The organism is Flagellimonas marinaquae, assembly GCF_023716465.1.
In the GTDB taxonomy this organism is placed as follows: domain Bacteria; phylum Bacteroidota; class Bacteroidia; order Flavobacteriales; family Flavobacteriaceae; genus Flagellimonas; species Flagellimonas alginolytica.
This window is the reverse complement of record NZ_CP092415.1, coordinates 1,993,545-2,009,450: the sequence shown is the minus strand read 5'-3', so window position 1 is coordinate 2,009,450 and position 15,906 is coordinate 1,993,545. Positions and strand designations below refer to the sequence as shown.

Annotated in this window: 13 protein-coding genes; 10 read left to right on the top strand and 3 right to left on the bottom strand. The window is 40.5% G+C overall.

Annotated elements, in window-relative coordinates; translation table 11 throughout:
- Positions 1 to 55 precede the first annotated feature (55 nt).
- Positions 56 to 394: a plasmid mobilization protein gene (locus tag MJO53_RS09030; protein ID WP_252078839.1), complete on the bottom strand. Its 339-nt coding sequence runs from the start codon at positions 392 to 394 to the stop codon at positions 56 to 58.
- 139 nt (positions 395 to 533) lie between these two features.
- On the bottom strand, positions 534 to 824 hold the full coding sequence (locus tag MJO53_RS09025) for a helix-turn-helix domain-containing protein (protein WP_119638439.1): 291 nt from the start codon (positions 822 to 824) through the stop codon (positions 534 to 536).
- Between the two features lie 467 nt (positions 825 to 1,291).
- On the opposite strand from MJO53_RS09025, the gene MJO53_RS09020 reads away from it, so the two are divergent.
- From MJO53_RS09020 to MJO53_RS08975, 10 genes are all read left to right on the top strand, one after another.
- Entirely contained in the window at positions 1,292 to 2,182 is an 891-nt protein-coding gene (locus MJO53_RS09020) for an IS1595 family transposase (RefSeq protein WP_252078838.1), read from the top strand.
- Between the two features lie 210 nt (positions 2,183 to 2,392).
- Positions 2,393 to 2,833 (top strand): hypothetical protein, encoded by a 441-nt coding sequence (locus MJO53_RS09015; RefSeq protein WP_252078837.1) that lies wholly within the window; start codon positions 2,393 to 2,395, stop codon positions 2,831 to 2,833.
- A gap of 81 nt (positions 2,834 to 2,914) precedes the next feature.
- Positions 2,915 to 4,099 carry a TolC family protein gene (locus tag MJO53_RS09010; RefSeq protein ID WP_252078836.1) on the top strand — a complete coding sequence of 395 codons (1,185 nt, stop codon included), beginning with the start codon at positions 2,915 to 2,917 and terminating at the stop codon, positions 4,097 to 4,099.
- A gap of 19 nt (positions 4,100 to 4,118) precedes the next feature.
- Positions 4,119 to 4,364 (top strand): hypothetical protein, encoded by a 246-nt coding sequence (locus MJO53_RS09005; protein WP_252078835.1) that lies wholly within the window; start codon positions 4,119 to 4,121, stop codon positions 4,362 to 4,364.
- 12 nt (positions 4,365 to 4,376) lie between these two features.
- Positions 4,377 to 5,882: an efflux RND transporter periplasmic adaptor subunit gene (locus tag MJO53_RS09000; RefSeq protein ID WP_252078834.1), complete on the top strand. Its 1,506-nt coding sequence runs from the start codon at positions 4,377 to 4,379 to the stop codon at positions 5,880 to 5,882.
- A 12-nt stretch (positions 5,883 to 5,894) separates the two neighbouring features.
- Positions 5,895 to 8,987 carry an efflux RND transporter permease subunit gene (locus MJO53_RS08995; protein ID WP_252078833.1) on the top strand — a complete coding sequence of 1,031 codons (3,093 nt, stop codon included), beginning with the start codon at positions 5,895 to 5,897 and terminating at the stop codon, positions 8,985 to 8,987.
- On the top strand, positions 8,987 to 10,207 hold the full coding sequence (locus MJO53_RS08990) for an MFS transporter (protein ID WP_252078832.1): 1,221 nt from the start codon (positions 8,987 to 8,989) through the stop codon (positions 10,205 to 10,207). The genes MJO53_RS08995 and MJO53_RS08990 overlap by 1 nt, the downstream gene beginning before the upstream one ends.
- 90 nt (positions 10,208 to 10,297) lie before the next feature.
- Positions 10,298 to 12,466, top strand: a complete 2,169-nt coding sequence (locus MJO53_RS08985; RefSeq protein ID WP_252078831.1) for a carbohydrate binding family 9 domain-containing protein — start codon at positions 10,298 to 10,300, stop codon at positions 12,464 to 12,466.
- 23 nt (positions 12,467 to 12,489) lie between these two features.
- The gene (locus MJO53_RS08980; RefSeq protein ID WP_252078830.1) at positions 12,490 to 13,212 is read left to right on the top strand and encodes a superoxide dismutase; all 723 of its coding nucleotides are present in this window, start codon (positions 12,490 to 12,492) and stop codon (positions 13,210 to 13,212) included.
- 239 nt (positions 13,213 to 13,451) lie between these two features.
- Positions 13,452 to 14,579, top strand: coding sequence for a Fic family protein (locus tag MJO53_RS08975; RefSeq protein WP_252078829.1), 1,128 nt, complete (start codon positions 13,452 to 13,454; stop codon positions 14,577 to 14,579).
- A gap of 30 nt (positions 14,580 to 14,609) precedes the next feature.
- On the opposite strand, the gene MJO53_RS08970 is transcribed toward MJO53_RS08975, so the two are convergent.
- On the bottom strand, positions 14,610 to 15,872 hold the full coding sequence (locus MJO53_RS08970; RefSeq protein ID WP_252078828.1) for a site-specific integrase: 1,263 nt from the start codon (positions 15,870 to 15,872) through the stop codon (positions 14,610 to 14,612).
- Positions 15,873 to 15,906: the final 34 nt, after the last annotated feature.

The following is a 15,906-nucleotide window of genomic DNA, read 5'->3' as shown; positions in this document are numbered from 1 at the left end:
AATTATTGCTATTTTTCTTTTTTTTTTACTAAAATTCAATCAACCTGTTTTGACTTTATTTTACCATAATTTGTTTTACTTCAGAAAGCAACCTTTGTAGTTCCACAAGTTGTCCCGTCAATTTTTCGGGTTGGTTCTGCCCTAAATGAATTTTGATGGCCAACTGGTTAATATTGTTACCTATCCTGCTCAGCTCAACGAAAATTTTTCTTTCATAAGGAGAGATCTTATATCTAGGTAAAGGTTCTCCTGTAATTTTTTTTCGGATATAATCAGCAATTGAAAGCCCGCAAGATTCTGCATTATGAGCTACAATGAGATAATTATCCACTGTAGTTCTAAAACTGATATGAATTGCTTTAAGCTCTCTAATTTCTTTTTTTGGCCGTGCCATAATTTTAGGAATTGAGGAGTATCTTCAACAAGCTTGCGAACAAAGTGAGCCGTTTTTGTATACAAAAACACAACTTGCTTCGTGACCTCCGATTAATAAAATCCATTTTTTATTTTGACTTTGGATCATCAATCTGTTTCTAAGAAGAAATACCCCTTAACCGATCGATAAGCTCGTCGATGTCATTGGGATGAAATAGAACACGTCCGCCAATAGGTATCTTTTTGAGCAACCCTTTTTCCATCCAGGAATAGATGGTCGGCCTGGTCACTTTAAATTTCTTGACCAAATCGGCAATCGTCAACATTTCATTTTCAGTTTGATTTTGATTATCCTTATCCTCCAGTTTTGGAGCTAGATTGTTTTTGAGAGATTCCACAGGAACGTACTCCTTTAATCCATCGTCGTCCATGATAAATATACGCTTCATAGTACTGGTATTTGTTGATTTACTTTATTGAACAAACCTAGCAACATTGAACAGCATTTAATCCATTTGCCGTACATCGGTTCGTGTATGGCAAATCAAGAAGCATTCAAAATAAATTTGCAAAGGAATTGAGGTTAAATCCAAAATAGGGATGGTAAGCCTCCTAAGGCTTACCATCCCTATTCGATTCTTTGGGGGTGTTGCCAAAAACATCGTTTTTGGCAACTACAGTAGAAATATGGGTAGGGAGAAAAAGAATTCAGTTTACACTGACACTCGGACAAACCCTGATTTGCTCTTTTTCTCCCTTTCCACAAATATTTTACAGAAATTTCAAGCACTCCAAAAACAAATATTTATATGGATGTATGATCATACAAATGTATATACCATTAAATATTTATTGACTTAGGCACTTTGTAAATATTTCCAACATCAATAAATTTAGGGAAACAATATATATAAACATGGAGCAAAGATTCAAAAGCCTGTCCCTTTTCGAGTTCCAGGAGCGTTTTTCTACTAAGGAGGACTGTCTGTCATACCTATCGGGACTCAAATGGAGGGACGGATATCGCTGCCGCAAATGTGGCCATGGGCACAGTTGTCCGGGCAAGGCCGAGATGTCCCGCCAATGTACCTCGTGCAGGTACGTGGAATCCCCGACGGCGGGCACCCTTTTCCATCAGGTCAAGTTCGATCTGGTCAAGGCATTCTGGATTGTTTATTTCGTCTCGACCAACAAAAAAGGGGTTACCTCCACCGAGCTGAGCCGCAAACTTGACCTGAGGCAAAAGACCTGTTGGGCCTTCAAGCGAAAGGTGATGAAGGCGATGGAGAGTTCCGGGAACCACCCGATAACCGGCACGGCCGAGGTGGACGAGACTGTCTTCGGTGGACAGGAACAGGGCGTACGCGGCAGGAAGAACGGCGTCAAAAAGCTTGTGGTGGTGGGCATCGAGAAAAGGAAAAAGGGTGTCTCACGCCTCTATGCCCGTGTAATCCCCAAGGCCAGTGCCGAGCACTTGGGCAGTTTCATGAGGGACCATATCGACAGTGATGCGAAGGTCACCACGGACCAATGGACAGGATATGCCCCGCTGAAGAAGGAGTTCAAGAACCTCGGTCGCATACCTTCTGGCAAAAAGGGGAACAACTTCCCCGAACTCCATCGCACGATAATGAATCTCAAGGGATGGTTAAGGGGCGTACACCATCACGTGAAGGATCTACAGGACTACCTCGATGAATATTGCTATAGGTTCAACCGGAGTTTCATGAAGGAAGGGATATTCGAGAACCTTATGCACCGCATGGTCAACACACCGCCATGCTACATAAAAAATATTAGTATCTAAATGCCTAAGTCAGAATATTTATTTGTTTAAAGCCTGCAAAGAGTTCTTTTGAAGTGTCAACTAAGCTCTTGTTTTCTAATAATACCCAACCGCAAAAGACAGTTTAATTGAACTTTCAGGTTATGGTTTTTGGATATGCAATAGGGGTTTACTAAAAAGTTGTGGTATTGTAGTTTAGCTTAATTCAATAGATTCCTATATTTGTATCCGATGCGGAAATTCCAAAACATAAAGGCACTTTTTTTTCTGGGCATATTCAGCATGTTGCTTATGCACCAAATTGTTCCGCATTGGCACCATCAACACCAAACCGAACAGATTCAGACAGGCCATGATCATGATCATATGGCCGATGGCCATCACCATCACGGGGAGCCAGAAGACAAAAAGCCTAGCAAGGGCCTATTCGACTGGTTCTTGGATTTCCACACACATACCAACACATCGACCAATGTATTGGTATGGGAACATTCTTCTGTCAAGAAAACAACGGACCAAAAGCAACAGATAAAAACTGTTCGCATACCAGAGGCAGCCCAGATTATATGGGAAGACATCCTATTGGATAAAATTTGGTACGAGCCACCGAACACCTTACAAAAAGACCATTTTCCCAATCTTTCACTTCGGGGACCCCCTGCATTAGGTTAATCAAGAAGGCAAGCTGATTCCATTAGTAATTGTATCAGCGTGTTTGTTTCTCAATTTTTGATAAACCTAAACAAAATCATTATGAAATTTAAATTCGTATGCGCTCTATGCGTGTACCTGTTTTTTGGTAAAGTGTTTTCACAATCCACTGAGCTGGAGAAAGTACTGAACCAAATAGAACAGAACAATAAAGAGTTGAAGGCCTTTCAATCGTACATTAATGGCCAACAACTGCAAAATAAAAGCGGTAACAATTTGCCGAATCCCGAGGTTCTTGGGTATTATTTGCCATTTGGCGATCACCAGTCGGACGATTATGCAGAATTTGAAGTATCACAATCATTCGAGTTTCCTACGGTGTATTTGGCCCGTAACAAGTGGAACAAGCTTCGGGAAGACCAATTGGAGACGATGTACACCAATAAGCGTCAAGAAATTCTATTGAAAGCCAAAGAAGGGTTGATCAATCTCAATTTACTTCAAAAACGGAAGGAGATAGAAGAAGTCAGAAAAACCCAAAGTTTTGAGGTCTTCCAACAAGTCCAAGAAATGTACAACAAGGAACAGGTTGGTATCTTAGATCTTAACAAGGCGAAAGTAGCTTGGATTCAGGAACAGTTTACAATGGAACAGTTACAAGCCGACATTCAAAACCAATTTACCGAATTGAAAACGCTGAATGGTGGACAATCCATTGAAGTGAATGATTTGCATTTGGACAGTCCCGTCCAAATACAAAGTGTTGAGACAATTTGGAGTGAAAAACTGGCCAATGACCCAAGATTGATTGAACTCCAAGCCAAGGAAGCCTCTGCTTTTCAAAACGTCAAACTGGAAAAGAACAAAGTGCTGCCCAATATTTCATTGGGATATAACTATCAAGGTGTAAACGGTAATGATTATTCAGGAGTATTTGGTGGTTTGTCCATTCCCTTATGGAACAGCAAGAACAAAGTGAAGGCAGCAAAGGCGGATTTTGAGTATCAGCAAACCAATTCAGAAGTAACAAGAGCATGGATGTATTCAGAATTTCAACAGGAATACAACCAGTACCTTTTGTTGTTCAACAAGTACACCGAATATCAAGAAACACTATCCAACCTAGATAGTGAGGCACTTTTGTTTAAAGCCTATAGTCTGGGTGAATATTCCTTTTTGGAATATTATATGGAAGTTCAGTTTTATCGGGATGCAACCGATAGGATGTTGGAAATGGAAAAACAATTACAGCTATTACAAGCACAATTATTAATACATCAATTGTAACAACTTAAAAAACAAAAAGATGAAAACAGTATCAAAAATTTTAATGGCATCAATGGTAATCATTGCAATAGGAATAACAGGGTGTCGAGACACTAAAAAAGAAGAAGCTAAAGACGATCATGGACATACCCACGGTGAGGGTGGTGACCATACGCACGAACAGGAAGAGGTAAAACAGGAAGAATTTACCATGGACAAGGACTCCGTACAAACTGAAGAGGGCACCCATACCCATGACAACGGAGAAGAGCACCACGACCACTAAACTTAAATCAAAATGAAAAAGTATTTAATAATTGTGCTTGCCTTAATGGCAACAGCTTGTAAACAAAATAATGAAGAAGACCATGCCCATAACGCAGATGGTAGTCATGTTGGGGATGAAACACCCCGATTGGATTATACCATTTGGACGGATGACACAGAATTGTTTGTGGAGTTCCCAGCATTGATTGTGGGACAACCCAGCAAATTCGCCGCACATTTCACTGTATTGGACAAACATCAGCCAGTACGAGAAGGTTCGGTAACGGTAAGTTTGGTCAAAGGTGAAAAAGGAATACGGTCAACTGCTGACGCTCCCTCTTCACCAGGAATATTTTCTCCACTTCTTCAGCCAACAGGACCAGGTGAACATCAATTGATTTTTGACCTTAACACTCCTCAATACACGGATAAAATCGTAATCGAGGATATTATGGTGTATGGCAGTTTGGACGAAGCCAAAGAGGCTTTGGGTGAAGCTGGCGAAGATGGATCCATTTCATTTTTGAAAGAACAGGCTTGGAAAACAGCTTTCCAGACGGAACCTGTAACAAAAGGTGAAATATACGATGTTATCAAAACCTCTGGGGTTTGGCAGCCAGCCCAAGGGGCATTGAAAACAATGGTGGCAACGGCCAATGGAACTGTCAACTTCTCAACTTTAAACCTTACCGAGGGTATGGAGGTAACAAGAGGACAATTGCTATTAAACGTGAGCAGCCAAGGCTTGGCATCCAATAATTTAAGTGCCGAGGTAGCCAAGGCAAAGGCTAATTATGACCAGGCGACATCGGAATACAACCGTAAAAAGGAATTGTACGAAAGCAAGATCATTCCGAAATCCGAGTTTGAAAAAGTGGAAAGTAATTATACGATTGCAAAAGCAGAATATCAATCCATTGCTTCGGGAGTGTCGGGAGACAGCAAACAGATTCGGGCCCCTTTCAATGGTTTCATTAGATCGGTAAAGGTGGCCAATGGAGATTATGTAGAGCAAGGGGCTGTATTGATAAGTGTGGCAACTGAAGATTCAAAAGTATTGAAATCGCAGATTGCACCCACCTATGGTTTGACCATGGAAAATTTCAAAGGCTTATGGTATCAAACGGAAACTGGGAATTGGAAAAATATTTCAGATTCAGATGGTGGGATCCTATCCATTTCAAAAGATGTGGAAAAGGATAGTCCATTGATTTCAGTATTTGCCAAAGTGAACGACGTTATTCCAGTTCCTGATGGTAGTTTGACCCAAGTACAGATAGCAATGGGTGATGGCAAACCAACCACCCTTGTTCCCGAATCGGCCTTGATGGAAGATTACGGCAACTATTCGGTAATGGTGCAACTTTCGGGAGAAAGCTTTGAAAGAAGATCGATTACCATAGGTAAACGCAATGGTGAATATGTAGAGGTCTTAAAAGGCCTGCAAGCAGGTGATGTTGTAGTAACCACAGGTGCGTATCAGGTAAAAATGGCATCAATGTCCGGAACAACCCCGGCACATGGCCATGAACATTAAAAAGCAAAAATTATGTTGACTAAAATATTAAATAGTTCCCTACATAATCGTTTGCTGATTTTGTTGGGAGCAGTGGTGTTGAGTGTTTTGGGTGTGTACTATGCAAAAACAATGAATGTTGATGTATTCCCAGACCTCACTGCACCTACGGTAACCATTCTTACCGAAGCCCATGGTATGGAATCGGAAGAAGTGGAAAAACTGGTGACCTATCAATTGGAAACTGCCCTGAACGGTTCGCCCAATGTAAGGCGTATTCGCTCCTCATCGGCGGCGGGTATCTCTATTGTTTGGGTCGAATTTGAATGGGGAACGGATATATACAGGGCACGGCAAATTGTAAGTGAACGTATCCCGATGGTTCGTGAAAATCTGCCTGAAGGTATCGGTGCACCAACCATGGCGCCCATTTCATCCATTATGGGAGAGATTATGCTATTGGGAGTAACATCCGATAGTTTGTCGCCCATGGAATTACGTACCCTATCCGACTGGACGATTCGCCCACGCATCAAAGCGATTGGCGGTATCGCTAATGTGGTGGTTATTGGTGGCGAGTACAAACAATACCAAGTATTTGCCAATCCTGAGAAGTTGAAGCACTATAACGTGAGCTTATCAGAATTGGTAGAGCACGTTAAGGAAGCCAATGTAAATGCTCCAGGTGGTATTGTAAATCAATATGGAAACCAATACATCATTAAAGGTAGTGGTAGAGCCTATGCTTTGGAAGATCTACAGGAAGCTGTTTTAAAGCAGGTCAATGGTCAGACCATTAAAATAAAAGATGTAGCTACTGTGCAAATTGGAGCATCGGACAAGATCGGTGATGGTTCATTGAATGGGAAGGAATCGGTAATCTTGACCATATCCAAACAACCCGATGTCAACACCTTAAATTTGACAGAACAGTTGGATTTAGCCATTGTGGATTTACAGAAAACCTTGCCGAAGGGGGTAGAAATCAAATCCCATATTTTCAGACAGTCCGATTTTATCGAAGCCTCCATAAGCAATTTAAATTCCACCTTGTTGGAAGGTGCATTTTTTGTGGTGATTGTATTGTTCATTTTCTTGATGAACTGGCGAACCACGGTAATTTCATTGTTGGCCATTCCTATTTCATTGTTGGTGTCCATCATCATCTTAAAATTAATGGGATATACCATTAACACCATGAGTTTAGGGGGTATGGCCATCGCTATTGGTGCCTTGGTGGATGATGCGATCATTGATGTAGAAAATGTGTATAAACGTTTGCGTGAAAACAGTCGTTTGCCAAAAGAAGCACAGCAATCGGTAATCACAGTAGTACGGGATGCTTCTGTGGAAATTCGTAGTTCCATCATCATAGCGACCTTGATCATTATTGTTTCGTTCGTGCCCCTGTTCTTTTTGAGTGGCATGGAAGGTAGATTATTACAACCACTTGGAATTGCTTTTGTAACATCCGTATTAACGTCCTTGATTGTTGCGGTTACAGTAACCCCGGTATTATGTTCCTATTTATTGAACAACGAAAAACTGTTGAACAAGCAAGCCGAAGGCACCAAAGTGGAACAATGGCTCCAAAAATGGTATGCATCAACATTGGACAAGGTGATTAAATTCCCAAAAACGGTGATTGGTATAACTGTGATTGCCTTTATTTTGAGTTTGGTATTGGCGACCCAATTGGGAAGAAGCTTTTTACCCGAGTTCAATGAAGGTTCGTTGGTGATCAGTGCAGTTGGCCCTCCTGGAATGTCTCTGGAAGAAAGTAACAAGGCAGGGAAACAAATAGAAACCTTGTTGTTGGAAATGCCCGAAGTTGAAGTGGTGACCCGCAGAACGGGACGTGCGGAACTGGACGAACATGCACAAGGGGTCAATGCTGCCGAAATAGATGTGCCATTTATACTGGATGGTAAAACCAAGGAAACATTTTTCGAGGAAGTCCGTACCAAATTGAGTGTAGTGCCCGGGATTAACATCACGCTTGGACAGCCTATAGCACATAGGATAGATCACATGTTGTCTGGAACACGGGCCAATATCGCAATCAAAATTTTCGGCTCTGACCTACAGCGTTTGTTTGAATTGGGAAAACAGGTTGAGCAAAACATCAAATCCATTGACGGATTGGCGGATGTAGCCGTTGACCAACAAATAGAAGTTCCCCAAATTCGGATAAAGCCCAAGCGCCAAATATTGGCGGCTTATGGAATGACAGCTGGCAATTTGATGGAACAGGTGGATATTGCGTTTGCAGGGGAGGAAGTAGGTGAAATCTATGAAGGGCAACAGTATTTCGACTTGGTGGTGCGTTATGAAAAGCCCTTTCGGGATAATATAGAGAACTTCAAAAATACCTTGATAAGCCTGCCCAATGGAGGACAAACGGTGTTGGGTGAATTGGCGACCATAGGTTCAGTAAGTAGCCCAAATACCATCAGCCGTGAAGATGTACAGCGTAAAATTGTAATTGCTGCCAATGTACAGGGCAGGGACTTGCGAAGTGCCGTAAACGAGATTGAAGATGTTGTAAACAGTACCATTAACTTTCCCGAGGGTTATCGTGTACAATATGGCGGACAATTTGAAAGTGAATCCAAAGCTTCCCAATTGTTATTGGTCACTGCATTTTTGGCCATTGGAATAATATTCTTATTGCTGTATTACGAGTTTAAAAATGTAAAATTGGCCTTTGTAGTACTCATCAATTTGCCTTTGGCATTGATTGGTGGAATTTTGATTGTCTACTTCACATCTGGAATTGTAAGTATTGCTGCGACCATTGGGTTTATAAGCTTGTTCGGTATTGCAACCCGAAATGGTATTCTATTGGTATCTCGATACGAAGATTTAAGACAAGAAGGAAAAACAGGAATAGACCTTATCAAAGCAGGGGCATTGGATAGATTAAACCCTATTCTAATGACAGCCTTTACTACAGGGTTGGCTTTGATTCCATTGGCATTAAAAGGCGGTCAACCGGGCAGTGAAATACAAAGCCCCATGGCCGTGGTTATTTTGGGAGGTTTGCTTTCTGCAACACTTTTGAATTTGATCGTAATTCCTTGTGTGTACGAATTGGTGACGAAAAACAAGCCTATGGAAGCATAATGAAGAAACTATACAATGCGTTTATCGAGCCTTTTATGACCTTGGGCAACAAAACCTTTTCGAAGCTGTATTTTGCACAAGTGTCCAGCCTTTTTGGTGATGCTTTTACATGGCTTGGTTTAGCATTGTTGGCTTATGAAATTAAACCTGAAAGTGCGGCAGCAATATTAGCTGCCGCACTTACTTTAAGAGTTACGGCCTATATAATTTTTTCACCCTTTGCAGGTATCTTATCCGAAAGAATTGATCGCAAGAAGATATTACTGTTCACACAATTGGCGAGAATGGGTATTGTTTGCCTATTGCCTTTTGTAAGTTATGAATGGCAGCTATATGTGTTAATTTTCATTTTAAATACGTTTGCTGCATTTTTCACGCCTACCTATAGGGCCATTATTCCGCAGATTGTGGATAAACAAGTCTACAGGGAAGCAAATGGCCTATCCATGGCCACATTTCAATTGTTGAGTGTGTTCGGTCCTGCATTGGCAGGTATTGCATCAGCTTGGTTAGGAGCAAGACAAATCTTCTTTGTAAACGGAGTCAGTCTTTTAATAGCAATGGTTTTGATCATGACCATTCCCAAGGAATCCCTACAAGGTGCTTTACCCTTGAACTTAAGGAAATTTGAAAGTATCTGGACACAATTGGCCAACGGAGTGAAATTGTTGTTTGGCAATAAAATTGTGCGGTTTGCCTTATCCATTGAATTTATTTCTGCTATTGCAGGTGCGATGGTTTTGGTCAATACTGTAGGGTTGGTAAAAACTACGTTGCAATTGGATGATGAACATTACGGATGGGCGATGTCAACCTTTGGAATAGGTGCTGCAATAACCGCTTTCTTATTGGGTAGCTTGGATAAAACCAAAACAAGGAGCATAAGTCTAATCAGCGGTGTTATTGTCATTGGGGTTGCCATCAGCTTTGCCAATAGTGTCTCTTATAATGGCCTGCTCTTTCTATGGGTGTTGGCTGGAATTGGACAAACATTGGCAGATATGCCTTCTGAAACATTGATTGGGGAAAATATAGCCGCAAAGGACCATGGCAAAGTTTATGGTTCGCATTTTGCATTTTCCCATTTGTGGTGGGCAATAGCTTATCCCATTGCGGGGTACATAGGCACTCAATTTATGGGTAGTGATTTTTTATTGGGTGGATTACTGACCATATTTTTAGCTTTGGTTATCGTAATGATTTTTAAATTTAGGGGATAGAAAGTCATTTATGATACCGCAATTATCTTTTTCTACTAAAGCAATCTTTTTATTTTACATAGGATACTGTGAAAGTTCAAATAAGCAATCATGAAGTTTCGGTTAACGTTTCTACTTACTTCACTTGTTATTCTCCCTTTTTTTGGGCAGGAAAATCGGCCAAGAATTGTTTCAGGATATACAAGCGATGAAATAAAAATAGATGGAATACTGAATGAGAGCTTATGGGAAAAAAATCCTTCAATCAATGATTTTTTAACGGTCGTACCAATTGAAGGTGGCAGACCAAGCCAATTTACGGAAGTTAAAATTGTCGCAAACGAGAAGTTTGTTGTTTTTGGAATTGAATGCAAGGACGACCCCTTGAAAATTACCAATTTCTCAAAATTACGGGATGCTGATTTCAGGAACGAGGACTATGTTCGTCTGGTAATTGATCCTTTCCAAGATGGCCAATCAGGATATATATTTATGGTAAATCCCAACGGGGCCCGATACGATGCGCTTGTTTCCAATCGTGGTGAAAGTGAAAGTAAAGACTGGGATGGTATATGGGAAGCAGGTACGAATATAAATGCGGATGGCTGGACTGCTGAAATAAAAATCCCAATTCAAAGTATTAATTTCAGAAAAGGGTTAGGTGCATGGGGATTCAACTTTGAAAGGAATATTCAAAGAAATCAGGAAATCATCAGGTGGGCCAATGTTTCCAGGGATCAGTGGTTTACCCAAACAAGTCGTGCCGGTCTTATGGTCGGATTACCCGATTTCAATTATGGTGTTGGCCTCAATATTACACCTTCTGTTATTGGAAACTGGACTAAGGATAACGAAAGTAATAGAAAATTCAAATTCGATCCTTCAGTAACAGCAAGCCAACGTTTAAGCTCCAATGCCTTGATAACGGCCACTTTTAATACTGATTTTGCAGAAACGGAAGTTGATTCAAGACAAACTAACCTTACAAGATTCCCCTTGTTTTTTCCGGAAAAAAGAGCCTTTTTCTTGGAGGGTTCGGACATATTCGAATTTGGATTCGGCTTAAGTAGGGACATCATACCTTTTTTTAGTAGACGTATTGGTTTGGTTGAGGGCAATCCAGTCCCTATTGTTGCGGGTGGAAAAATTAACGGGAGAACAGGAAGAACATCTTTTGGAGGTCTGGTTATGCACACCAATGAAGTAGATATATCCGTCGATGATAATAATATTGTGACAATACCCAAGAGTACAATGGGTGTGGTACGGGCCAAGCACAATATATTCAAGGAATCTTCAGTTGGTTTTATCGCGTCTGTCGGTGACCCTTTGGGCAGGTCTGATGCTTTGACAGGCGGACTGGATTTTACCTATCAGACTACCAGACTTATGGGAAATAAAAATTTCTTGGTTGGGGTTTGGGGCCTATACAACGAGCGACAAGATTTGTCAGGAGACAAGTTTGCGTATGGTTTTAAGATAGACTACCCCAATGATATTTGGGATGCAGCCATAACCTATGCCCATATTGGAGATGCTTTTGACCCTTCGGTCGGATTTGTCCCCAGAAATGGAATAAATAAGATAGTTGCTGGTGTTACTTGGGCACCTCGACCCAAATGGAAATTGGTCAGACAAATTCGAAATGAGTTGTTTGGAACCTATATAACAGATTTGAATGGACAATGGCAATCATACCGGGTTTTTACTGCTCCTTTAAATTGGAGGTTCGAAAGTGGTGAGCGTTTTGAATTCAACGTTGTTCCGACAGGAGAGTTTTTGACCGCGCCTTTCGAAATAACCAATGATGTAACGATACCCACTGGTTCCTACGAATTTATACGCTACCGATTTGAAGGGGATATTGCCTCAAAACGAAATCTTAATGGAAGGATGTCTTGGTGGTTCGGTCCGTTTTATAAAGGACGCCTAAATGAATATCAATTATCATTAAGCTGGTCACCATCAACCATTCTTACTTTTGAAATGACCGGGACCAGAAATGTTGCCCAGTTACCTTATGGGGATTTTGACCAAACATTGGCTGGTTTTAGAATTAGGTTCAATGCGACACCTGACCTACAGGTAAATTCTTTTATTCAATATGACACTGAATCCGATAGCCTAGGCATTAATTCTCGGATTCATTGGATTTTTCATCCGCAAGGTGAGTTTTTTCTTGTGTTCAACAATGCATCCGTCTATAGTGATATAAACAATAGGTTCTCCCAAGAATCCTCCCAGATCATTGCCAAAATAAGGTATACCTTTAGACTATAAGTCAATCCTTTAAAAAACAAATTATGGAACGTAGAAAATTTATGCAAAATTCAATGATCGTGGGTGGCGCAACCATCTTACCGCAATCCAGTGTATGGGCACAAAACATTGAATACGGAAAGATTGACCGTTTGATGGATGATAATGGAAAGTTTGTCCAGGCGGACCTGCCCTATCCAAAGACATTTTTGGAGCCCTGTATGGATGAGGAAACCCTTTATCTTCACCACACTTTCCATCATGGGGGCGCTGTCAAAGGTGCCAACAAAGACCTAGAAATGATCATCAAGTCACTGGATGACGGAAACTTGGAATTGGTGGACCATTGGACCAAGAAACTGTCCTATCATTTTTCAAGCCATATCCTTCACTCCATTTTTTGGACCAACCTCACCAATAAAAAGAACGATCCAAAGGGAAACCTTCTCTCTTACATTGAAAAGAGTTTTGGAACCTATGATAAGCTCAAAGCCCTTTTGGCCAAGGTTTCAAAGGATGTGGAATCAAGCGGATGGGGTATTTTGGCCTATCATCCTTTCATAGATAGGCTTACTGTGATGGGCTGCGCTGATCATCAAAAATTGACCCAATGGGGTTGCGTTCCCATTCTAGTGATCGATGTTTGGGAACACGCTTATTATTTGACCTATCGTAACCGCAGGGCAGAATTCGTAGATTGTATTATGGATATCATCAACTGGGACAATGTTGCAGAAAGATTGGACATAGCATTAAAAATTAAGTAGGTGTTGAATTCAAGTTGACCCTGTTATTTCAAAATGATTTTGAAGACTTGCTTTTCATAATACTATTCGCACAAACCAATAACCAATCTATTTAGTCTTTCAATGTATAAAGTTCAAACAATCCATTTTTAGTGGTTCTCAGTGACCGTTTCTTCCATTTTCTCTATTGGGCTATAAAAATTTAATTTATAGCTCATAATTTTACTATTTTTGAGCTATAAAAATTAATTATTTAGCTCATGACAGCTTTTAAATGGAACTGGCAACAAAAGGACTGGCCCAATTTCAGGTATGATGAGGCAGCTTTGGAGGACTTGGAATATCAGTTTGTCCAAACTAGTGGAGTAGCTCTAGGTTCCATTAAACATATTGATGAGAAAGACAAAAATGAGCTTTTAATTGAAGTTTTGTCGGATGAGGCCTTAACTACTTCGGCAATTGAAGGGGAATATCTTGACCGTGGGAGTATTCAGGAATCCATCAAAAAAAACTTGGGACTTGAAACGGAAAGAAAGAAACTTCCCCAAGCTGAATATGGAATATCTGAAATGATGGTCAATCTATATCGAACATATGCAGCACCATTGACCCATGAACAACTTTTTGAGTGGCATCAGATGGTCGCCAATGGCAGAAGGGATTTAGTGGATATTGGAAGATATCGTACTCATGAAGATCCTATACAGGTTGTTTCAGGACGCCTCGACAAACCGACGGTACATTATGAGGCACCCCCCTCATCACAAATGACAAATGAAATGGAAACTTATGTTCGTTGGCTCAATGAAACCCACACGACAAACAAATCCAAAATGCTTCCATTGGCCAAGTCAGGAATGGCACATTATTACTTTTTGGCCATCCACCCGTTTGAAGACGGGAATGGACGTATTGCTAGAGGGATTTCAGAAAAATCGATTTCCATGGATTTGAGCAGACCAGCACTTATATCCCTATCACAGACCATTGAGTCAAACAAAAAAGAATACTATTCTTCCATCGAAGCCCATAATTTCAAACTAGACCTTACTGAATTCCTACTATACTTTGGGGGAACTATACTTGCAGCACAACAACACACCATCAAAACCATTGACTTTTTGATTCAAAAAGCAAGGTTCTTTGATCAATACTCCCGTTTGATGAACGAACGCCAGCTAAAAGTAGTCCAACGTATGTTCAAAGCAGGATATAAGGGATTTAAAGGAGGGCTTAGTGCGGACAATTATATTCGTATAGCCCAAACATCTGCATCAACGGCCACACGTGATTTAAAGGATTTGGTCAACAAATCCATATTAGTCAAATCTGGTGAACTCAAAAGCACCCGGTACTCACTAAACCTAAAGTTCAAAAACGAAGTTTGATTTTATTTGACAATCATACACATTTTCGTTTTATGAAATTCCCCAGGCCTCTTTCAATTTTTGAGCAGCCTCATAGTTTGAAATTTTGAGATAACGACGGAAAGCCTTTTCTGATTTATGGCCTGAAATCTTCATGATGAGTTGCACATCGATGCCATTTAGGTAAGCATTGGTACAAAACGAACGCCTACAGGTATGGGAACTTATCAATTTATATTTCTCCAAAAGTTGTGCTTCTTTAATGGTTCCCCGTTTATGTTCAATTTCTACTTTTTGGTGAAGTTTGGCCGAATCCCCAAGTTCCTTTATACGCCTGTTGAAAGTGAATGAGTCAATATCGGGGGCATATCCATCATATTTTCCCAAAATGCTCTTGACTTGGGAACGAAGTGGCACTACAATTCGGCCAGATGTCTTCTTCTGTCGAATATTCAAAAACCCATTATCGTCCAAATACTCAGGTCGAATCCTCGAAATATCGGAAAACCGAAGCCCTGTCAAACACCCAATTACAAAAAAGTCCTTTACTTTCTCCAATTCTTCATCGGCTTTACAGTCCACGGCCGCAATAGCCTGAATTTCATCATCGGATAGATAGATATGGTCCACTTCTTCTTGAACTACCTTAAATGCTGAAAGATCAATGGGCTTGATACGGTTTCTACGCATACGGTCATTTAAAAAAGCCTTTAAGTTCTTCACCAACTTGCCTATGGTATTGTTCTTCATTCCGACACCCCCATTCTTTAATGGAGCATGGTACGCTAGGTAATCCGTCCATTCTTGGTAGAAATGATAATCAAAAGCATTGAAATCGATGATGATTCCCGAAAATTCCTGGAAACCCTCCAAATGTTTTCTAAGTGAATTGTAATCCTTAATCACATCTTTAACCACCTTGCTCTTTTTGCTTTCCAGATAATGGTCAAATTCAGTAAAAAAGTCTTGGACAGGTTTTGAATTGATGGACGGTTCACCTTCTTCAAATTGTTTTTTGAACATCTTTTTTGAAAGTGGCCTACCCTGATTTCGATAGCTGGAAATAATTTGATTGGCCAAGCTGTCCATTTGGGTAAGTTGGACAAATTCAGAACCCACTTCCTTTGATTTTTTAAGAAACGATTTATCCTTGTTCCAATACTTTATTGCAATTTCAATTCCTGTATCGATTTGGATTCTTACATGACGATTTTCATAGTATCTCAACTTGATACTATGGGTACCATTTTTGTTTGGTGATTCTGAAATATAAAAATTGTAATTATACATTTGCGTGCTGCATTCGTGCTGCATTTTTCATGAAAAGTAGTGTTTTATGATGTAAAAT